Origin of the sequence: uncultured Bacteroides sp., assembly GCF_910586915.1 — a bacterium.
GTDB lineage: Bacteria > Bacteroidota > Bacteroidia > Bacteroidales > Bacteroidaceae > Bacteroides.
Genome location: NZ_CAJULN010000007.1, coordinates 25,324 through 48,004, shown reverse-complemented (window position 1 = coordinate 48,004; position 22,681 = coordinate 25,324). Strand labels below are relative to the sequence as shown.

Below are 22,681 nucleotides of genomic sequence, written 5' to 3'. Positions count from 1 at the left end.
AGTAATGATAGAAGCGGGATACAAGGAAGTTCGAACAACTTCCCGTATCCCGCCTTTTATTTTCAAATAGTTTTCTTATTATAGAATATAGATGTTATTTTTTAAGATTCGATACTCATTTCGTAAGTTTTACTCCATTTATTTGCCAATCATTTTTGTCTGGTCCTTCTGCAAAACTGAACGATTTCATTTGGGGAGACAATGGTTCAAATGTCAGTGAAAATTCAGCTTCTCCACTTTCGGGCAAAAAGAAATGTTCACCAGGTGTAATGCCGTTGGCGCTCTTTAAAGTATATGCCGTTCCTTTCTCGTCAATTAACTTGGCATTAGGGCTCACTTGTATCCAGTATTTAGGAATATAGTAGGCATAGAAATGGATGATTGTTGCCGTATCTGTCAGCTCCACCTGCTTTATCTCAAGAATATCTGTATTGGTCGATTCTATAATCGGATGGTTTACTAATTTCGTGTTGCCGTTTTGGATGATACTCATCTCATGTTTCGATGCATCCAAGTACCTGCGCATTTTTAGTTTCAGGCTGCCTTTTCCATATCCCGACCACATCTTTATGATTTTACCTTCGGGAGAAATAAGAACATAATTGGGGATACCACGAACACCATACTTTGCATATAATCCTGCTGTTTGTTTCAGGTCGCTTAAGTTCTGCCACGTCATCTCATGTTGTGCCGAAGCGGCTTTCCATCGGCTTTGGGTGTCTGAGCTAAGGCTAACGATAGTAAGACGCTCTTTATATTGTTCCTGAATCTCTTTCATCTCAGGCAAAGCCATAACACAAGGTCCGCAACCGCTACTCCAAAAATCGAGTAGGATATATTTCCCTTTGAAATCAGCCAAATGATGAATATTCCCGTCCAGGTCGAAAAGGTCGGTATCTGCCAAATCGTCTCCTTCTTTCACAACCGTAGGCGGAAAGAGGTTGACTGTAATTTCTTGTCCTAGATTAGATGCTTTTTGTTCTTCGTTCAATCTGTTATACAAAGCCAGTGTTTCCTCTTTATATGAGAACTTCGGATTATATTTTGCAGAAAGACTTAGTCTGTGTAATTTTTCCACCCAAACAGAAGAGATGGGAAGTTCCTGCATTAGTTTCAATTCACGGCTACTGATTATAGCAGATATACTGTCTTCTTTTGCACGTATTGCCTTTCGGTCGGCTTCCGGTGCAGAACGCATTTTTCTTGCTTCAATGGATAGGCGTTGATACTCATCCCACAAATCACGTGATGCATCTATGAATTTGTTATATTCCTGTTGTTCCTTTACAGGACTGTCTACTTTCCAAGTGTAGATTAACGTGTTTGTACCGGTTACTTTAATTTTGGCATTGGGAGTTGCATAGATTTTCAGTGACATAGAGGGGAAATCTGCGTCACGGGTACACATAAGAGATAATTGGTCTAAACCACTTTCTCCGGCATTACGCTTAAAGAAGAAGTTTCCATTGCGTATGCTATCTGTGGCAACAGTACTTCCCACATTGCCGTCAAGTAAAAACAGAGAGACAAGAGTCCCGTCTTTTACTCCTTCTACATGTCCTTCAATCGTATATTCGTGTTGTGCTTGCGAAGTGAGGCAGCTTAGTAAAAAGAAGCTGATAAATAGTAGTTTTCTCATAATAAAATCATTTAAGATAATAATAATCTGCAAGGTAGGGCTTTTCTTTGTAGAATGTTTTTCTTTTATTATTCTTTAATATTTCCGTGAGGGAAGGGGGTACAAAACGGCGTTTCATCCGTCTACTTGATATGAAGAAAAAAGAACGAATGAAAATATATACTTTACTGCTCGGAGCATTGATAGCTTGTCCGATGCACGCACAAACTATCAATGATTGGGAGAATCATCATGTACTTCAAATCAACCGGGAGCCGGCACGGGCTGCGTTTATTCCTTTCTCCGCACAGAAAGGAGATTGTTCAATGTGTTTGGACGGGATGTGGAAATTCAGATGGACTCCTGTGCCTGACCAGCGAATCGTTGATTTTTATCAGACGAATTTTAATGATAAAGCCTGGATTGACTTTCCGGTTCCCGCCAATTGGGAAATAAACGGATATGGCACACCTATTTATGTATCGGCAGGTTATCCGTTCAAGATAGACCCGCCACGGGTAATGGGAGAGCCGAAAGCAGATTATACGACCTATAAGGAGAGGAATCCGGTAGGGCAGTATCGCCGTACTTTTGTCCTGCCTGCCGGATGGGAAGCCAAAGGACAGACATATCTTCGTTTTGAGGGAGTGATGAGTGCCTTTTATGTTTGGATAAATGGTGAGCGGGTAGGGTATAGCCAGGGAAGTATGGAACCGAGTGAGTTCAATATCACAAAGTATCTGCACTCCGGAGAGAATCAGATAGCATTGGAAGTCTATCGGTATAGCGACGGCTCTTATCTGGAAGACCAGGACTTTTGGCGTTTCGGAGGCATTCATCGGAGCATTCATTTGGTACACACGTCGGATGTTCGTATTCGTGATTATGCGGTGCGCACTCTTCCTTCATCTGCTGGTAATTATGAGGATTTCATTTTGCAGATTGACCCGCAGTTCAGTGTTTATAGAGGATTCACAGGTAAAGGTTATACTATACAGGGAGTTTTGAAAGATGCTTCCGGAAAAGATGTGGCAACTCTTCAAGGAGACGTGGAAGATATTCTCGATTTGGCACATAAGGCAAGCCGGATGAATGAGTGGTATCCGCAACGTGGTCCTCGCAAGATGGGACGATTATCCACCGTCATAAAATCACCGGAAAGATGGACTGCGGAAACTCCTTATCTCTATAAACTACTCATTACTTTGCAGGATGCAGAAGGAAAAGTGGTGGAACAAGTAGAGCAGCCGGTAGGTTTCCGCTTGGTGGAGATTAAGAAAGGACAGCTATTGGTAAATGGCAATCCGGTTCGTTTTCGTGGAGTAAACCGCCATGAGCACGACCCACGGACAGCACGGGTAATGAGTGAAGAACGAATGATTCAGGATATTCTCTTAATGAAACAGGCCAATATCAATGCGGTGCGTACCAGCCATTATCCCAATGTGAGTCGTTGGTACGAGCTTTGTGACAGTATCGGGCTTTATGTCATGGACGAAGCGGATATTGAAGAACACGGATTGCGGGGAACTTTAGCCAGTACCCCCGATTGGCATGCCGCATTTATGGACCGTGCAGTCCGCATGGCGGAACGTGATAAGAACTATCCGAGTATCGTAATGTGGAGCATGGGAAATGAAAGTGGTTACGGCCCTAACTTTGCGGCTATCTCGGCATGGCTGCATGATTTTGACCCCACGCGCCCTGTTCATTACGAAGGGGCACAAGGGGTAGACGGTAATCCTGACCCAAAAACAGTTGATGTAATCAGCCGTTTTTATACACGGGTGAAACAGGAATACTTGAATCCGGGTATTGCGGAAGGTGAGGATAAAGAACGGGCGGAAAATGCACGTTGGGAGAGGCTGTTGGAGATTGCCGGACGTACCAACGATAATCGTCCGGTAATGACAAGCGAATATGCTCACTCGATGGGAAATGCATTGGGCAATTTCGGGGAATATTGGGAGGAGATATACAGCCATCCCCGTATGTTGGGCGGATTTATTTGGGACTGGGTAGACCAGGGTATTTACAAGACCCTGCCCGACGGGCGTACGATGGTAGCATATGGCGGCGACTTCGGAGATAAGCCCAACTTGAAAGCCTTCTGCTTCAACGGCTTGCTGATGAGCGACCGCGAAACCACTCCCAAGTACTGGGAAGTGAAGAAGGTATATGCTCCCGTCCGGTTGAGCATGGAGAACGGAATGCTGAAGATAACCAACCGTAATCATCACACGGACTTGTCATCCTATCGTTGTTTGTGGACACTGTGGGTAGATGGCAAAGAGAAAGACCGGGGAGAACTCACACTTCCCGAAGTAGCTCCGGGAGAAACCGGAATCCTTCCTTTGCCAGCTTTCCGTTCCTTGCCTAAAGAAAGCCCTTTCCGTCAAAATTTTACGGCGGATTGTCAGCTTAAAGTAAGCATTGTCTTAAAGTCGGATGCTCTTTGGGCGAAAGCCGGACATGAAATAGCGTGGGAACAGTTCTGTTTGCAGCAGGGCGGTCTGTTGCCTGCCGATTTAGCCAATAAGGGAGAGTTGCAAATCAAAGAGGAGGATGAAACCTTACAGGTCGGCGGGCGTGCTTTCTCCATCCGGTGGGAAAAGAGATTGACCGGAGGAGTTGCTTCCCTTATCTACAACGGCAAAGAGATGCTGGCGCATCCCGAATATTTTCCGTTCCAGCCCCTAACGCAAGCCTTTCGTGCTCCTACCGATAACGATAAGAGTTTCGGCAACTGGCTGGCGAAAGACTGGAAACAGCACGGTATGGATGCTCCGCAGGTGAGTTTGGAATCTTTCAGTCACCGGATGCGTGAGGATGGCGCGATAATTGTCCGTGTATGTACCAACTATATATATAAGGAGGGCAAGATAACGACTACGGCCATTTATACAGTCTTTGTCGACGGCACGATAGACCTGAAAACTTCTTTCCTGCCGCGAGGTGTGCTTCCGGAACTTCCCCGTCTGGGAATTGCTTTCTGCTTGGCTTCGCCCTACGACACTTTCACATGGTATGGCAGAGGGCCGCAGGACAACTATCCCGACCGTAAATCTTCTGCCGCAACAGGGCTTTGGCAAGGCACGGTAGACGAACAATATGTACACTACCCCCGTCCGCAGGATAGCGGGAATAAAGAAGACATACACTTTCTGACACTGACCGACAAACGGAAGAGGGGTATCCGTATCGATGCGGTGGAGAGCACTTTCTCTGCATCCGCCCTGCACTACACGGCACGGGACTTGTACAGAGAGACACACGACTGCAACTTACAACCCCGTTCCGAAGTAATTCTCAGCCTCGATGCCGCCGTGCTCGGACTGGGCAACAGCAGTTGCGGCCCGGGTGTGCTGAAAAAGTATGCCGTCGAAAAGAAAGAACACACCCTGCATATACGCATAACAGCCATTAAATAACCAATACAATAATAAAAGTAACAATGAAAAAAGTAACCACCTTATTATCTGCCTTCGCGTTGGCGACTACCTTGACCGCCCAACATCTTCCGCAGACGGAGCGGCAGTACCTATCCGGTCGCGGATGTGACGACATGGTAGAATGGGACTTCTTCTGCACCGACGGACGCAATTCAGGCAAATGGACGAAGATAGGTGTGCCCTCTTGTTGGGAGTTGCAAGGTTTTGGCACTTACCAATACGGTATCAGTTTCTACGGTAAAGCATTTCCCGAAGGAGTAGCCGATGAGAAGGGAATGTATAAGTACGAATTTGAGATTCCCGAAAAATTTCGCGGACAACAGGTAAACTTGGTCTTTGAAGCCTCCATGACAGATACGGAAGTGAAAGTGAACGGTCGGAAAGTCGGTCCGAAGCATCAGGGAGCTTTCTATCGTTTCTCCTACAATGTCACGGATTTCCTGAAATACGGCAAGAAGAACCTGTTGGAAGTGACAGTAGCCAAAGAGAGCGAGAATGCAAGCGTCAACTTAGCCGAGCGGCGTGCCGACTACTGGAACTTTGGCGGTATCTTCCGTCCGGTATTCTTAGAGGTGAAACCTGCCGTCCACTTGCGTCATATCGCCATAGATGCGCAGATGGACGGTACTTTCCGTGCAGACTGTTATACGAACCTGTCCGACAACGGAATGAGTATCCGCACACAAATCTCGGATGGCAAAGGCAGGAAACTGGCCGAAACGACCGTACCGGTGAAAGCCGGCGGAGACTGGACTTCCGTCCGGTTCAATGTATCCCGTCCCGCCTTGTGGACGGCAGAGACGCCGAATCTCTATAAAGCGCACTTCTCCCTGCTCGACAAGCACGGAAAGGTGTTGCACAACGAAACGGAAACATTCGGCTTCCGCACCATTGAAGTCCGCGAGAGCGACGGGCTTTACATCAACGGAGTCCGCATCAACGTGCGTGGCGTCAACCGTCATAGCTTCCGTCCCGAAAGCGGACGTACGCTGAGCAAAGCGAAGAATGTGGAAGATGTGCTTCTGATAAAAAGCATGAACATGAACTCCGTCCGTCTGAGCCATTATCCTGCCGACCCGGAATTTCTGGAAGCGTGCGATTCGCTCGGTCTGTATGTGATGGACGAATTGGGCGGTTGGCACGGCAAGTACGACACCCCGACCGGCACACGCCTGATTGAAGGGATGATTGGACGTGACGTCAACCATCCTTCCATCATATGGTGGAGCAACGGCAACGAAAAGGGCTGGAACACGGAGCTGGACGGAGAGTTTCACAAATACGATCCGCAAAAGCGTCCGGTGATTCATCCGCAAGGCAACTTCTCGGGTTTTGAAACCATGCACTACCGTTCGTACGGCGAGAGCCAGAACTATATGCGCCTGCCCGAAATCTTTATGCCGACGGAGTTCCTGCACGGTTTGTATGACGGCGGTCACGGTGCCGGGCTGTATGATTATTGGGAGATGATGCGCAAGCATCCCCGTTGCATCGGCGGCTTCTTGTGGGTATTGGCAGACGAAGGTGTGAAGCGTGTGGATATGGACGGCTTCATAGACAATCAAGGCAATTTCGGTGCTGACGGTATTGTAGGCCCGCATCATGAGAAAGAGGGTAGTTACTATACCATCAAACAGTTATGGAGTCCGGTGCAGATAATGAATAGCTCCGTCGACCGAACATTTGACGGTAAGTTCGCTGTCGAAAACCGTTACGATTACCTGAACCTGAATACGTGCCGCTTCCTCTGGCAACAGATGAAATTTCCTTTGACAACGGATGCTCCCAAAGCAAAGGCGCAGGTGTTGAAGCAGGGAGAGGTGCAAGGCAGTGACGTCGCCGCCCATGCTGCGGGTACCTTAGATATCGGAACAACGATTCTCCCCGAAGCGGACGCTCTCTTCGTCACGGCCATCGACAAGCAGGGACACGAACTTTGGCGTTGGACATTTCCGGTAGATAAACTGCACCGGTCGACAGCAGAGGAGTCTCCATCGTCCGGCAAAGCCACTTATACGGCGACGGAAAACGAACTTACCGTAAAAGCCGGCAATCGTACTTTTGTCTTTTCGAAGAAAGACGGCCAACTGAAAGGTGTATCCGTCAACAACCGCAAAATCAGCTTTGCCAACGGTCCCCGCTTTATCGCTGCCCGCCGTGCCGACCGTTCGTTAGACCAGTTCTATAACCACGATGACGAAAAGGCAAAGGAGAAAGAGCGCACCTACAGCGAATTTCCCGATGCGGCGGTATTCACTAAGTTGGATGTAAGAGAAGAGGGCAGTAATCTGATTGTCACCGCAAACTATAAGTTGGGCAATCTGGAGAAAGCACAATGGACAATCGCCCCGAGCGGAGTAATGACACTCGACTATACTTACAATTTCTCCGGCGTGGTCGATTTGATGGGAATCCGTTTCGACTATCCCGAAGAGCAGGTAGTCGGCAAACGCTGGTTAGGGGCAGGCCCGTACCGTGTATGGCAAAACCGCATCCACGGCACGCAGTACGACGTTTGGGAGAACGATTACAATGACCTTATTCCGGGCGAAACGTTCACTTACCCCGAATTCAAGGGATACTTCGGCAATGTATCCTGGATGAATATCCGTACCACGGAAGGCACTATCAGCCTGACAAACGAAACACCCGATGCTTACATCGGAGTATATCAGCCGCGCGACGGCCGCGACCGTTTGCTCTATACGCTTCCCGAAAGTGGGATTTCCGTTCTGAACGTAATCCCGCCCGTACGCAATAAGGTGAACGCTACCGACTTGTGCGGCCCTTCTTCACAGGCCAAGTGGGTAGACGGCTCGCAAACGGGACGGATTGTGTTCCGGTTTATGGAATAAGACGGCTACTTGCCGAATCGACCTGTATATCCGGTCGGTTCGACAAGTATATTTGAACAAATCATACGGTCGATTGGATGGAAACGTACGTACGAATCTATCCAATCGACCGTATGATTTAAGCCAATGATACAATCGTTTCAGGCAAATGGAAAGGACGTTTGAAAAGGAACGGCAGGTAGTGAGTACAAAATCACCGGATTTCCGTCTTTACTTTAGTAAAAACAGATATTGGAATGAAAAACCGACTGAAACAACGAATATTTGCAATCACCCTGTTGGCCTGTACTGCCGTATCGCCTTCCGGGGCCCGGCAGACGGATTCGCTCCGCGAACGGTTCCTCAACCCGTCGGACGAAGCAAAGCCCTGGACCTTTTGGTATTGGATGTACGGCGCTGTCTCCAAAGAGGGAATCACCGCCGATTTGGAAGCAATGAAGCACGCCGGATTGGGAGGTACTTATCTGATGCCCATCCGGGGAGTCGCAGAAGGAGCGCAATACAACGGAAAGGCACAGCAGTTGACACCGGAATGGTGGGATATGGTACGCTTCAGCATGGAGGAAGCCGACCGGTTGGGATTGAAACTGGGGATGCATATCTGCGACGGATTTGCGTTGGCAGGCGGTCCGTGGATTGCTCCGGAGGAATCCATGCAAAAGGTCGTCTGGAGTGATACCATCGTTGCCGGCGGCACACTCAAAGCCCTGCATCTGCCGCAGCCGGAAGCATATGAGGGGTATTATGAAGACATTGCCCTCTTTGCGCTTCCCGTAGAGGACGCGGCAGATGAGATGCCGGCAAAGATTACCTGTGTCAATACTGCCGAAGGCACTCATGTCGATATTCAAAAGACGGTCAACAGGGATGCCGCAGGCGTGATTCGCTCCTCATATCCCTGTTACATACAGTATGAATACGAGCATCCTTTTACTTGCCGCAACATCGAAATCGTCCTGAGCGGAAACAATTATCAGGCACACCGCCTGAAGGTGATGGCAAGCGACGATGGCCTTCGTTATCGTTTGGTGAAACAATTGGTTCCTGCCCGTCAGGGATGGCAGAATACAGATGAAAATTCCACGCACGCTATTCCTACAACTACGGCGCGTTATTTCCGTTTCTATTGGACTCCCGAAGGAAGCGAACCCGGAAGCGAAGATATGGATGCCGCCAAATGGAAACCGAACCTTAAAATAAAGCAACTGCGCCTGCATCGGGAAGCCCGTCTGAATCAGTGGGAAGGAAAAGCCGGACTCGTATGGCGCGTGGCTCCCGCCACGAAAGAGAGCGAAATAGGAAAAGAAGACTGCTATGCCCTTTCGCAAATCATCAACCTGACCGACCGGTTCAAGAAAGAAGGCAACCTTCCGGAGAAGACATTGACAGTCGTCTTGCCCGAAGGCAGATGGAAACTGCTGCGTATGGGACATACCTCGACCGGACACACCAACGCAACCGCCGGAGGCGGGAAGGGGCTGGAATGTGACAAGTTCAATCCGGCGATTGTACGCAAGCAATTCGACAACTGGTTTGCACAGGCGTTTGTAAAGACCCATCTGCAAGTGGCGCGGCGCGTACTGAAGTATATGCACGTCGACAGTTGGGAATGCGGCAGCCAGAACTGGAGCAGACATTTCACCGTTGAGTTCAAGAAACGGCGCGGATATGACCTGATGCCTTATCTGCCGCTCTTGGCGGGTATCCCGATGGAAAGTGCCGAACGAAGCGAGAAGATTCTGCGCGACGTACGCACGACTATATCCGAACTGGTGGCCGACGTGTTTTATAAAGTCCTGGCAGACTGCGCCGAGGAATACGGCTGCCAATTCTCTGCCGAATGCGTGTCGCCTACGATGGTGAGTGACGGATTGCTGCATTATCGGCAAGTGGACCTGCCGATGGGAGAGTTTTGGCTCAACAGCCCGACGCACGACAAACCCAATGATATGCTCGACGCCATTAGCGGAGCACATATCTATGGCAAGAATATCATTCAGGCGGAAGGATTTACGGAAGTACGCGGCACTTGGAACGAACATCCCGGGATGTTGAAACCACTGTTGGACCGTAATTACGCACTTGGCATCAACCGTCTTTTCTATCACGTTTACGTACATAATCCCTGGTTGGACCGCCGGCCCGGAATGACTTTGGAGGGTATCGGATTATTTTTCCAACGCGACCAGACTTGGTGGGACAAGGGTGCGAAAGCGTTTTCCGACTACGTCACCCGTTGCCAGTCGTTGCTGCAATACGGACATCCGGTGACGGACATCGCCGTATTTACAGGAGAAGAGGTTCCCCGGCGTTCCATCTTGCCCGAACGCCTGGTTCCTTCCTTGCCGGGGCTCTTCGGTGCGCAACGGGTGGAGAGTGAACGCATCCGTTTGAAGAACGAAGGAGAGCCTTTGCGTGTGCGTCCGGTAGGCGTCACCCATTCCGCCAATATGGCCGACCCCGAAAAGTGGGTGAATCCGCTTCGGGGGTATGCATACGACAGTTTTAATAAAGACGCCCTTTTGCGTTTGGCAAAAGCGGAAAACGGCAGAATGGTATTGCCGGGCGGAGCCGCTTACAAGGTCTTGATACTGCCGCTTGCCCGTCCGATGAATCCCGACCCGGTAGAGCTTTCGCCGGAGGTGAAGCAGAAGATAGACGAACTGAAAGAGGCGGGCGTATTGATACCCGCCATCCCTTATACGGACGATGACTTTTTGGCCTACGGATTGGAGCGTGATTTGATTGTGCCGGACGACATTGCCTGGACGCATCGCCGTGGCGACTTGGGGGATATCTATTTCATTGCCAATCAGCAAGAAGAAACACGCACGTTCACCGCAAGTATGCGTATCGACGGCGGCAAACCGGAATGTTGGAATCCTGTAACGGGCGAAATGGATGTCAACCCGCCTTATGCTTTAAAAGGCAATCGCACGGAAGTCACCCTGACATTGGCTCCCAATGAATCGGTATTTGTTGTTTTCTCTGCAACAGAAGGCGGCAAGGATGCGCAAAAGTTGTGGAAGGCGAAAAAGGCGGTCTCCTCCCAAACACGGGAGATTCCTTTACATCCGGCAGAATACAGGATTCATTTCCTCGCTACGGGAAAAGAAATCGACCGCAACGTACTGTTCGACTGGAGCAAAGAGGAAGATGAACAGATTCGTTACTATTCGGGAACTGCCGTTTATCAGACAACGTTCCGTTGGAAGGAGAAAGTAAAGCAAGGCGGACAGGTTTGTCTGAACTTGGGAAAGATTGGTAATATCGCAACCATTCGCGTGAATGGGGTGGAGTGCGGCACAGTTTGGACGGCTCCTTATCGGGCGGATATCACCGGTGCTTTGAAAAAAGGAGTGAATAAGCTCGAAATAGAAGTGACAAACACATGGGCAAACGCATTGCAGGGAGCCGACGAGGGCAAAGCGCCATTTGACGGAATCTGGACGAATGCCAAATACCGCAGAGCGGAGAAAACGTTGCTTCCGGCAGGATTGCTCGGTCCTTTAAGTTTCTCTGTCGCAGAATGAAAAGAGATTTTCGGTCAATGAATGCAATGATTAAACGATAAAGACATACTACAATGAAAAGTTCAATGATTAAAACAGGTGCGGTATTGGTAAGTTTGCTGCTTGCCGCCTGCCTGCCGATACACGCGGAAGTAAAACTGCCTGCCATCTTTTCCGATGGAATGGTGATGCAACAACAGGCAAAGGCCAACCTTTGGGGAACGGCAACCCCGAATAAGAAAGTAACGGTCACTACCGGCTGGAACAACCAACGCTATGTGACGACATCCGACAAGAACGGTGCGTGGAAAATTTCCGTCTCTACTCCCGGTGCCGGCGGCCCCTACACACTGACTTTTGACGATGGAACGAAAAAGACACTGGATAATATTCTGATAGGCGAACTGTGGCTTTGCTCGGGACAAAGCAATATGGAAATGCCGATGAAAGGATTTAAGAACCAGCCGGTGGAGAACGCCAATATGGATATTCTTCGCAGCAAAAACTCCCGCATCCGCATGTTTACGGTGAAGCGCGCTTCTGCCTTTGTTCCGCAGAACGATGTAATCGGCTCGTGGAAGGAAGCAACCCCGGTCAATGTCCGCGATTTCAGTGCAACGGCCTATTACTTCGGCAGGTTGGTCAATGAGATATTGGACGTTCCGGTAGGCTTGGTAGTAGCCGCCTGGGGCGGTTCGGCGTGCGAAGCATGGATGAGGGCCGATTGGCTGAAAGCCTTTCCCGATGCGAAGATTCCCCAATCGGAAGCGGACATCCGGTCGAAGAACCGCACTCCGACAGTGCTCTACAACGGAATGTTGCACCCGCTCATCGGGATGACGATGAAAGGAGTCATCTGGTATCAGGGAGAAGATAACTGGAACCGTGCCCACACATACGCAGATATGTTTACTGCACTCATTAACGGTTGGCGTGCCGAATGGAAACAAGGGGATTTTCCTTTTTACTATTGCCAGATAGCTCCATACGATTATGGCCTTATTACCGAAAAAGGCAAAGAGGTCATCAATTCCGCCTATCTTCGCGAAGCACAGTCGGAAGTGGAACATCGCGTGGCAAACAGTGGTATGGCAGTATTGCTGGACGCGGGAATGGAAAAAGGAATACACCCCGCAAAGAAACAGGTTGCCGGCGAACGGCTGGCACTGCTTGCGCTGACCAAGACCTATGGGGTGGAAGGTGTGAACGGCGAAAGTCCCTGTTACAAAAGTATGGAAATAAAAAACGATACGATAATGGTGAGCTTTGAGCGGGCCAAAATGTGGATTAGCGGCAAGAACTGTTTTGAATCGGCAAACTTCGAGGTGGCAGGTGAGGACAAGGTATTCTATCCCGCAAAAGCCTGGATTGAGCGTAGCAGAATAGTTGTGAAAAGTGATAAAGTGCCGCATCCTGTAGCTGTCCGCTACGGATTCAAGAATTATGTGGAAGGTGATGTTTACTGCGACGGGTTGCCTTTGGGCTCTTTCCGTTCGGACAACTGGTAGTGGGGAATGATGAAAAGATTTTATCTGCTTATAAGCATACTGTGGATTGGCGTGTCGGCGTTCGCGTTCGGAAGCCGCTATGCCAATGTCGTTTGGAACACTCCCAGCCGCAATTCTTCCGAATCCATGCCCTGCGGCGGCGGAGACATCGGTATGAACGTCTGGGTGGAAGAGGGCGATATCCTGTTTTATGTAAGCCGTAGTGGCACGTTTGACGAAAACAACTGCCAATTGAAACAGGGCCGTTTCCGCCTTCGTCTCTCTCCCAATCCCTTTAGGGAAGCAAAAGATTTCCGGCAGGAATTGAAATTGGAAGAGGGCTGTGTGGAATTGAAAGCCGGCGGTACGCAAATCCAACTTTGGGTGGATGTTTTTCATCCGGTTGTCCATGTCGAAATAACGAATGCGCAGCCTTTGCAGACGGAAGTCGCCTATGAGAACTGGCGTTACCGGGAACGTCCCATCCGGAAAGGAGAGGGGCAGCAGTGTTCCTACAAATGGGCTCCACCGAAAGGAGCGGTCACACGTGCCGATATCGTGGCTCCTCAAAGTAACGCCACCGGCAGGAAGAACCGCCTTTTGTTTTATCACCGCAACCCCGAACAGACGGTTTTCGATGTCGCCGTAGCCCAGCAGGGAATGGACGAAGTAAAGTCGCAAATGATGAATCCGCTGAAAAACCTGACCTTCGGCGGCTGTCTCTTCGGGGAGCATCTGGAGTTTGCAGGCACTACGGATGGGGTATATGCCGGAACGGATTATCGTGCATGGAATTTCCGCACTTCTCACGCATCGCGCAAAGAGCAATTCTGCATCGTACTGCATACAGAACAGACGGAAAGTGCGGCACAATGGGAGCAGAGTATGCAACTTGCTTTGGAGAGAATTGCCCCCGAAGGCAGAAAATCGGCTAAAACCATCGCACAGGACAGAGAACGTACCCGCGAATGGTGGAAGGCTTTTTGGCAACGCAGCTTTATCGTTGCAGAAGGAGAAGCACAGGAAATAGCCCGAAACTACACACTGTTCCGCTATCTGTTGGGTTGCAACGCTTATGGCAGCGCACCGACGAAATTCAATGGCGGATTATTTACTTTCGACCCTTGTCATATAGACGAAAAGCAGTCGTTTACTCCCGACTACCGGAAGTGGGGTGGCGGCACGATGACTGCACAAAACCAACGGCTGGTCTATTGGCCGATGCTGAAAAGCGGTGACTGCGACATGATGCTTCCGCAATTCGATTTCTACAACCGGATGCTGAAGAACGCCGAATTGCGCAGCCGTGTATATTGGCAACACGAGGGAGCCTGTTTCTCCGAGCAGACGGAAAACTTCGGTTTGCCCAATCCGGCGGAATATGGTTTCAAACGTCCGCAATGGTTCGACAAAGGAATGGAATACAATGCATGGTTGGAATATGAATGGGATACGGTACTCGAATTTTGCCAGATGATACTGGAAACAAAGAACTATGCGGATGCAGACATCACTCCTTATCTTTCCCTGATAGAAAGCTCACTCACATTCTTCGACGAGCACTATCGGATGCTCGCTTCCCGTCGCGGCAGGAAAGCATTGGATGGCAACGGACATCTGATTCTTTTCCCCGGGTCTGCCTGCGAAACTTACAAGATGACAAACAATGCCGTCAGCACCATAGCTGCTTTGCGTACCGTGCTCCAAACGTATGGCAAAAAGGAGGAAATGCTGAAAACGATTCCACCGATTCCGTTACGGTATATAGAAGTAAAAGACTCCTTAAACCCTGCATCGGCTCCGAAGCTGAAACAAACGATTGCTCCCGCCGTCAGTTGGGAACGCATCAACAATGTAGAGACCCCTCAACTCTATCCTGTATTTCCGTGGCGTATCTACGGAGTGGGCAAAGCGAACCTGGAAATGGCCCGCTACACCTATTATTATGACCCGGAAGCAGTCAAGTTCCGTTCGCATATCGGATGGAAACAAGACAACATTTGGGCAGCCTGCCTCGGACTGACCGAAGAAGCCAAAAGGCTGGCCCTTGCCAAACTGGCCGACGGATCACATCGCTTTCCCGCCTTTTGGGGACCGGGATACGACTGGACTCCCGACCACAACTGGGGCGGTAGCGGGATGATAGGATTGCAAGAGATGTTGTTGCAGACCAACGGAGAACAAATTCTTCTCTTTCCCGCGTGGCCGAAAGAATGGAATGTACATTTCAAACTGCACGCCCCGGGCAAGACTACCGTAGAAGCGACACTCAAGGACGGGGAAGTGAAAGAGTTGAAAGTCTCGCCCGAAAGCAGAAAGAAAGACATTGTGATAATGATAAAGAAATGAAAAAAGCATGAATAGAAAATCGTTTTTACTCTTATCGGCTTTTCTGTTATTGTTCTCGCTGATAGCGAAAGGACAGGCAACAGAAACATACCGTCCCGAAACATCGGTTGCCGGGTTTATCCGACTTCCCGGTAGCGGACGGCAGGTGTATAACTTCAATCCGGAATGGCGGTTCTTCAAAGGAGATATCCGTGGTGCGGAAGCTGTAGACTTCGACGACCGTTCCTGGGAAATCGTTTCTACCCCTCATACGGTCGAATTGATGCCTGCCGAAGCGAGCGGATGTCGCAATTATCAAGGTCCGGCGTGGTATCGCAAACATTTTGTAGTTCCTGCCGAAACCGACAGGCAACGGGTCACGATTCATTTTGAAGCAGTAATGGGCAGACAGGTTATTTATCTGAACGGGAAACGTATCCAGGAGCACATCGGCGGCTATCTTCCTTTCACGGTAGACCTGACTGCCAACGGGGTGCAGGCGGGTGATTCTTGTCTGTTGGCTGTCTTTACGGACAATAGCGATGATAAATCTTATCCTCCCGGCAAACGCCAATATACATTGGACTTCGCTTATCACGGCGGTATCTACCGGGATGTATGGATGATTGCCAAATCTCCGGTTGCCATCACGGATGCCATTGAATCGCAAACCGTTGCCGGTGGCGGAGTATTTGTGCATTGCGATAACATCAGCGAGCAGCGTGCACGGGTCTATGTAAAGACCGAGTTGCAGAACGATGCATCGCATCGGGAATCCGTTACCGTAGAAACAACACTGACCGACGCTGAAGGGAAAATAATCAAACGTGTCTCCGGCAGACTCTCTCTGAAGCCGGGCGAAAAGAAATCCATCGGACAGCAGATGGAGGTGAAAGAGCCGAAACTGTGGTCGCCGGATATACCTTATTTATATAGGGTACAATCGCGGATAAAGAAAGGCAACCGCTCTGTCGACGGAGGTATTACCCGAGTAGGTATCCGCCTTGCTGAGTTTCGCGGTAAAGATGGTTTCTGGCTGAACGGAAAACCTTTCGGACAACTGGTAGGTGCCAACCGTCATCAAGACTTTGCCTACGTGGGCAATGCACTGCCCAATTCGCAGCAATGGCGTGATGCCAAACGGCTGCGCGATGCCGGATGTACCATCATCCGCGTTGCCCACTATCCGCAAGACCCTGCCTTTATGGATGCTTGCGACGAACTGGGTCTGTTTGTCATTGTAGCCACTCCGGGATGGCAGTATTGGAACAAAGCCTCCGAATTCGGCGAATTGGTTCATCGGAATACCCGTGAGATGATTCGCCGCGACCGCAACCATCCGTCTGTCCTGATGTGGGAACCGATTCTGAATGAGACCCGTTATCCACTCGACTTTGCCTTGAAAGCACTGAATATAACGAAAGAAGAATATCCATATCCGGGACGTCCCGTAGCTGCCGCCGATGTACATTCGGCAGGTGTGAAAGAACATTACGACGTAGTGTACGGCTGGCCGGGAGACGATGAAAAGGAAGACAGACCGCAACAATGCATCTTCACCCGCGAATTCGGGGAGAATGTGGACGACTGGTATGCTCACAATAACAACAACCGCGCAAGCCGCAGCTGGGGCGAACGCCCGTTGTTGGTGCAGGCACTATCTTTGGCAAAGAGTTATGATGAGATGTACCGCACCACAGGATTATTCATCGGTGGTGCGCAATGGCATCCGTTCGACCACCAGCGCGGTTATCATCCCGACCCTTACTGGGGCGGTATCTATGATGCTTTCCGTCAGAAGAAGTACGCTTATGAGATGTTTCGCAGCCAGTCGACTGCCAATCTCCACCATCCTGTGGCAGAATGCGGACCGATGGTGTTTATCGCTCACGAAATGTCACAGTTCTCCGACAGTGAGGTAGTCGTGTTCAGTAATTGCGATTCCGTCCGCCTTTCTGTTTATGACGGTACGAAATCATGGACGAAGCCGGTGGTTCACGCAAAAGGACATATGCCCAATGCGCCTGTTGTCTTTGATGATGTATGGGATTTCTGGGAAGCACGCAAATACAGCTATACCCAAAAGAACTGGCAGAAGGTCAATATGGTTGCCGAAGGTATTATCGGCGGGAAAGTGGTGTGCACACAGAAGAAGATGCCCTCCCGCCGTTCGACCAAATTGCGTATGTATGCAGACATTCAAAAGGTGAATTTGGTGGCAGACGGTTCCGATTTTATCGTAGTGGTTGCCGAAGTAACCGATGATAGCGGAAACGTGCGTCGGCTGGCAAAAGAAAACATCGTATTTACAGTGGAAGGAGAGGGAGAGATTATCGGAGATGCCGCCATCCATGCCAATCCCCGCGCCGTTGAATTCGGTTCGGCTCCCGTATTGATTCGCTCTACACGGAGAGCCGGAAAGATAAAGGTAAAAGCCCGTGTACAGTTTGAAGGCACACAGGCGCCGACCGCTACCGAATTGGAATTTGAAAGCGTTCCAGCCGAACTTCCTTTCTGTTACGAAGAACAGCAAAGAATCGTTTCACCCACCCCGAAAACAGGCTCACCGGCCAATAAATCCGAAGGTAAAGTACAACTGACGGACGAAGAACGCCAGCGTGTATTGGACGAAGTGGAACGTCAGCAAACAGAATTTGGAACTGAAAAATAGAAATGATTATCCGCTATTTCCCCTCTATATAGGACCAATTTGCAGGAGCTATAACTCCTGCTTTCACCGCATATATGTCCTGCACGCAGCATCTATATGCGCTACGCCCAGCATCTATATATCCTGCACGCAGCGCATATATGCGCTGTAATAAGCTGATTATTAGGTTGTAAATGCATCATTTTGGCAGATAGGGAAGATAGCGGATAATCATTAAACAGAATAAGAACCATAAGAAGATAGCGATTCGGGTCGTTATCTTCAAAAAAACGATTATCTTTGGCTACTTTTTAATACCAATTCATATCATACATGAAAAAACGGAATATTCTAATACTATTATTATTGGTGATGGGTCTGTCTGCTTTTGCCTATCCGAATATGATTGTAGAACATTACACCACCGAACGCGGCTTGCCGAATAACATAGTCAACTGTACATTGAAAGGAAAAGACGGTTTCATTTGGTTCGGCACCTGGTATGGGCTCTGTAGTTTTGACGGAACAAAAATACGTTCGTATGATAACCGGGACGGATTCTATTCCACCGATATCCCTCCCCGTAAGATTCAACGCATCGTAGAAGACAAAAACGGTTTTCTGTGGATTAAGACTATCGACCGTAAACTTTACTTGTTCGACAAGCGGCACGAAAGTTTCCATGCCGTCTATGACGATGTGAAGGAATATTCTGAAAACATCCAGATAATCAAGATTCAAACCACAGAAGACGGAGATGTTTTGCTGCTGACCAAAAACAAAAGTCTTCTGCGCGCCTATACCGATAAGGAAGGCAAAATCACCATTAAACAGTTGCACGACTCACGCCCTCATGTGAACATCTATGATATGCGGTTGAAACACAATGTCTTTTGCGAGACAACCGAATTTATCAATTGGATTGGCATGGACTATCAGATATTGTCTCTTAAAAAAGGAGAGGGGCTGAGAGACAAGCCCGGAAACTTTATACTGAAGAAGATTTCCACCAACCCCGAACATTTCACCTGCGCTGCCTATAACTCCAGATTTCTCTGGTTGGGCGACCGGAACGGACATATCTATAGCATTGATTCTCAAAACGGAGTAGTGAACCGTTATGAAATACCGGAAATAAAAGTTGCCGTATCCAATTTATTGGTTACAGAATCCGGTATCCTCTATATTACCACCGATGAAGGAACTTACGAATATAACATAGGGTACAAGCAACTGACCAAACTGTCGTTTACTATTCCCCAGACAGACAAAGGAATCATCTTCTACGACAAATACGATAAAATATGGTTTCAGGAAGGCAACCGTGCTTTGATATATTACGACCCTCTGAACAAGAGCAGCCATCGTTTTGCATTTCCCGAACACAACGTCATCGGAAACTTTGAAATACAGGACGCGGGCGAACAGGGGATGTTCTTCCTGACGCCTTCCGGCGAAATTCTTCTGTTCGACAGAGATAAGATGGAGATGACACGCATCAATCAGATGAAACCGTTTGCCGATGATTTTCCGAACCAACTTTTCTTTCACCTTCTGTTGGATAAGGACGGGATACTTTGGCTCGCCTCTACCGGAAACGGAGTTTATCGGGTGAACTTCCCTAAAAAGCAATTTCAATTATTGAAAGAACTCTCTTCCGCTTCCATTGCCGCCGATAAACTTGTTTCTCCGAATTGGGGAATACGCGCTATCTACCAGGCACAAAATGGGGATATATGGGTAGGAACCCGTCGGCAGGCCTTGTATCGTTTGGACCGCAACGGACAGGTAAAGCAGATTTTCTCCGAGGAGAACTATCTGTTGGGAGCCGTGTATCATATCATGGAAGATAAAGAGGGGAATATGTGGTTCTCTACCAAAGGAAACGGGCTTGTCAAAGCCGAACCGGATATGAACTCACCGCACGGTCTGCGTTTCACCCGTTATAAGAATGACCCTAAAAATCCGAATTCCATCAGTAACAATGATGTGTACTTCACCTATCAGGATAGCCGTGGACGCATTTGGGTAGGATTGTTGGGCGGCGGACTCAACCTTATTTCCGAAGAGAACGGGGAGGTTGCCTTTATACATAAATACAATGGATTGAAACAGTATCCTCCTTACGGGCTGTATATGGAAGTGCGGACAATGACGGAGGATGAAAACGGACGTATTTGGGTAGGAACAATGGACGGTCTGATGTCTTTCGATGTGCATTTCAAGACTCCTGAGCAGATTCAGTTTGAAACATACCGCCAAGCCAGCGACCGTTCCAATGTGGCCGACAACGATATTTATGCATTATATAAAGATACGGATGCGCAAATCTGGGTAAGCGTATTTGGCGGCGGACTGAACAAGCTGGTCGGATACGACAAAGAAAAGCAGGAACCTGTTTTCAAATCCTACGGACTGCGTGAAGGACTGAACAATGATGTTGTGAAATCCATCGTAGAAGACAAGAACGGTAATCTGTGGTTTACCACGGAGATTGGCCTCTCCTGTTTCAATAAAACAACCGAGCAGTTCCGCAACTATGACAAATATGATGGCCTTTTGAACGTGGAATTGGAAGAGGGAAGTGCTCTCCGCACACTGAATGGCGACCTGTGGATTGGTACGCGGCAAGGGATTATGGCTTTTTCTCCCGACAAACTGGAAACCAGTCAGATAAACTACGATACGCGTATTGTCGATTTTAAAGTATCCAACCGCGATTTGCGCAGTTTCCGGGATTGTCCGATTCTGAAGGAATCCATCATCTATGCCGATGCCATCCGGTTGAAGTATAACCAGTCTATGTTTGCAATCGAGTTTGCTGCGTTGAATTTCTACAATCAGAACCGCGTGTCTTATCGTTATATACTCGAAGGGTATGAGAAAGAGTGGCACTATAGCGGTAAGAACCGCATAGCCTCCTACACCAATGTGCCGCCAGGGAAATATACCTTCCGTGTGGAATCAATGGACGAAGCCAATCCCGAGTTAGCCTCCAGCCGTACTTTGGCTGTTACCATTCTTCCGCCCTGGTGGTTAAGTTGGTGGGCAACACTTATTTATGCGATTTTAGGGATTGCCGCCCTCTATTTCGGTCTGCGCTTGGCTTTCTTCATGATTAAGATGAAGAACGACATCTATATCGAACAAAAGGTGTCGGAGATGAAAATCAAGTTCTTTACCAATATATCACACGAACTTCGTACTCCTCTGACGCTGATAAAAGGGCCGATACAGGAATTGAAAGCACATGAAAAACTATCTTCCAAAGGATTGCAGTATGTAGACCTTATGGAGAAGAACACCAATCAGATGTTGCAATTAGTCAATCAGATTCTCGATTTCCGAAAGATTCAGAATGGCAAGATGCGCCTGCACGTTTCCCTGATAGACTTGAATGAGATGATTTCCTCTTTCCAGAAAGAGTTCCGTGTGCTTTCGGAAGAAAATGAAATCAGCTTTACTTTCCAGTTGCCGGACGAAGCAATTATGGTATGGGCTGACAAAGAAAAAATGAGCATTGTTGTACGCAACATCCTATCGAATGCATTCAAGTTCACGCATTCCGGCGGAAGCATCTATGTCACGACAGGACTGACCGACGACGGCAAACGCTGCTATGTGCGGGTAGAGGACAACGGAGAGGGGATTCCGCAAAACAAACTGGCCGAAATATTCGAACGCTTCTCGCAAGGAGAGCAGACCAAGAACTCCTATTACCAGGGCACGGGCATCGGACTGGCACTCTCCAAAGAGATTGTCAATATGCATCACGGATTCATCCGTGCCGAAAGCCCTGATGGCCAGGGAGCTGTTTTCACAGTAGAATTATGGATGGACAAGGAACACTACCGCTCGTCGGAAGTCGACTTCTACGTCAGCGATACGGAGACCGTCACTTCACACGAAGAAGCGGCTTCCAAACCAGTTTCTCCGGCAGAAGAGACGGTGCAAGAGCCGGAGTTTGATGCTTCGTTGCCTACGCTTCTGCTGGTGGAGGACAATAAAGACCTGTGTCAGCTAATCAAACTGCAACTGGAGGACAAGTTCAATGTTCACATAGCCAATAATGGAGTGGAAGGCTTGAAGAAGATACATCTTTATCATCCCGACATTGTGGTAACCGACCAGATGATGCCTGAAATGGGCGGGTTGGAAATGTTGCAGTCGATTCGGAAAGATTTTCAGATTAGCCATATTCCGGTTATCATCCTTACTGCCAAGAACGATGAAGGAGCCAAGACAAAAGCCATCACGTTGGGAGCAAACGCCTATATCACCAAGCCGTTCAGCAAAGAATACCTGTTGGCACGTATCGACCAACTGCTTGCCGAACGTAAAATATTCCGCGAACGTGTCCGTCAGCAGATGGAAAATCAGACAACTGCGCAAGAGGACAGCTACGAACAATATCTGGTAAAGAAAGACGTTCAGTTCCTTGAAAAGATTCATCAGGTGATAGAGGAGAATATGGACGACAGCGACTTCAATATAGATACGATAGCCACCGGTATCGGTCTGAGCCGTTCGGCTTTCTTCAAGAAACTGAAAAGCCTTACCGGATTGGCGCCCATTGATTTGGTAAAGGAAATCCGTTTGAACAAATCGGTCGAACTGATTAAGAGTACGGATTTGAGTGTTTCGGAAATAGCCTTTGCCGTGGGGTTCAAAGATTCGGGTTATTACAGCAAGTGTTTCCGGAAGAAATACAACCAGACTCCCCGCGAATACATGAACGAATGGCGGAAAGGAGAGAGATAACCGATTACAAAATACTTT

At 48.7% G+C, this 22,681-nt stretch carries 8 protein-coding genes; 7 read left to right on the top strand and 1 reads right to left on the bottom strand.

From position 1 onward, the window contains the following. Positions 1–115: 115 nt before the first annotated feature. On the bottom strand, positions 116–1,639 hold the full coding sequence (locus QZ331_RS04630) for a TlpA disulfide reductase family protein (protein WP_294628532.1): 1,524 nt from the start codon (positions 1,637–1,639) through the stop codon (positions 116–118). A gap of 131 nt (positions 1,640–1,770) precedes the next feature. Between QZ331_RS04630 and QZ331_RS04625 the strand changes: the two genes are divergently transcribed. From QZ331_RS04625 to QZ331_RS04595, 7 genes are all read left to right on the top strand, one after another. Next, entirely contained in the window at positions 1,771–5,049 is a 3,279-nt protein-coding gene (locus QZ331_RS04625) for a glycoside hydrolase family 2 TIM barrel-domain containing protein (protein ID WP_294628451.1), read from the top strand. Between the two features lie 23 nt (positions 5,050–5,072). Further along, complete coding sequence (locus QZ331_RS04620; RefSeq protein ID WP_294628449.1) at positions 5,073–7,925, top strand: glycoside hydrolase family 2 TIM barrel-domain containing protein; 2,853 nt, start codon at positions 5,073–5,075, stop codon at positions 7,923–7,925. Between the two features lie 236 nt (positions 7,926–8,161). After that, entirely contained in the window at positions 8,162–11,458 is a 3,297-nt protein-coding gene (locus QZ331_RS04615; RefSeq protein WP_294628447.1) for a glycosyl hydrolase, read from the top strand. Between the two features lie 53 nt (positions 11,459–11,511). Continuing rightward, a complete protein-coding gene (locus QZ331_RS04610; protein ID WP_294628445.1) occupies positions 11,512–12,945 on the top strand; it encodes a sialate O-acetylesterase in 1,434 nt (477 codons plus the stop codon). 9 nt (positions 12,946–12,954) lie between these two features. Further along, positions 12,955–15,273, top strand: a complete 2,319-nt coding sequence (locus QZ331_RS04605) for a DUF5703 domain-containing protein (protein WP_294628530.1) — start codon at positions 12,955–12,957, stop codon at positions 15,271–15,273. A 7-nt stretch (positions 15,274–15,280) separates the two neighbouring features. Then, positions 15,281–17,923, top strand: a complete 2,643-nt coding sequence (locus QZ331_RS04600) for a glycoside hydrolase family 2 TIM barrel-domain containing protein (protein WP_294628443.1) — start codon at positions 15,281–15,283, stop codon at positions 17,921–17,923. 312 nt (positions 17,924–18,235) lie between these two features. Continuing rightward, positions 18,236–22,663, top strand: coding sequence for a two-component regulator propeller domain-containing protein (locus QZ331_RS04595; RefSeq protein ID WP_294628441.1), 4,428 nt, complete (start codon positions 18,236–18,238; stop codon positions 22,661–22,663). Positions 22,664–22,681 lie beyond the last annotated feature (18 nt).

Excerpts from the sequence above, each read along its gene's own strand:
- QZ331_RS04630 (WP_294628532.1), bottom strand. The coding sequence starts at position 1,639 with ATGAGAAAACTACTATTTATCAGCTTCTTTTTACTAAGCTGCCTCACT.
- QZ331_RS04625 (WP_294628451.1), top strand. The coding sequence starts at position 1,771 with ATGAAGAAAAAAGAACGAATGAAAATATATACTTTACTGCTCGGAGCA.
- QZ331_RS04620 (WP_294628449.1), top strand. The coding sequence starts at position 5,073 with ATGAAAAAAGTAACCACCTTATTATCTGCCTTCGCGTTGGCGACTACC.
- QZ331_RS04615 (WP_294628447.1), top strand. The coding sequence starts at position 8,162 with ATGAAAAACCGACTGAAACAACGAATATTTGCAATCACCCTGTTGGCC.
- QZ331_RS04610 (WP_294628445.1), top strand. The coding sequence starts at position 11,512 with ATGAAAAGTTCAATGATTAAAACAGGTGCGGTATTGGTAAGTTTGCTG.
- QZ331_RS04605 (WP_294628530.1), top strand. The coding sequence starts at position 12,955 with ATGAAAAGATTTTATCTGCTTATAAGCATACTGTGGATTGGCGTGTCG.
- QZ331_RS04600 (WP_294628443.1), top strand. The coding sequence starts at position 15,281 with ATGAATAGAAAATCGTTTTTACTCTTATCGGCTTTTCTGTTATTGTTC.
- QZ331_RS04595 (WP_294628441.1), top strand. The coding sequence starts at position 18,236 with ATGAAAAAACGGAATATTCTAATACTATTATTATTGGTGATGGGTCTG.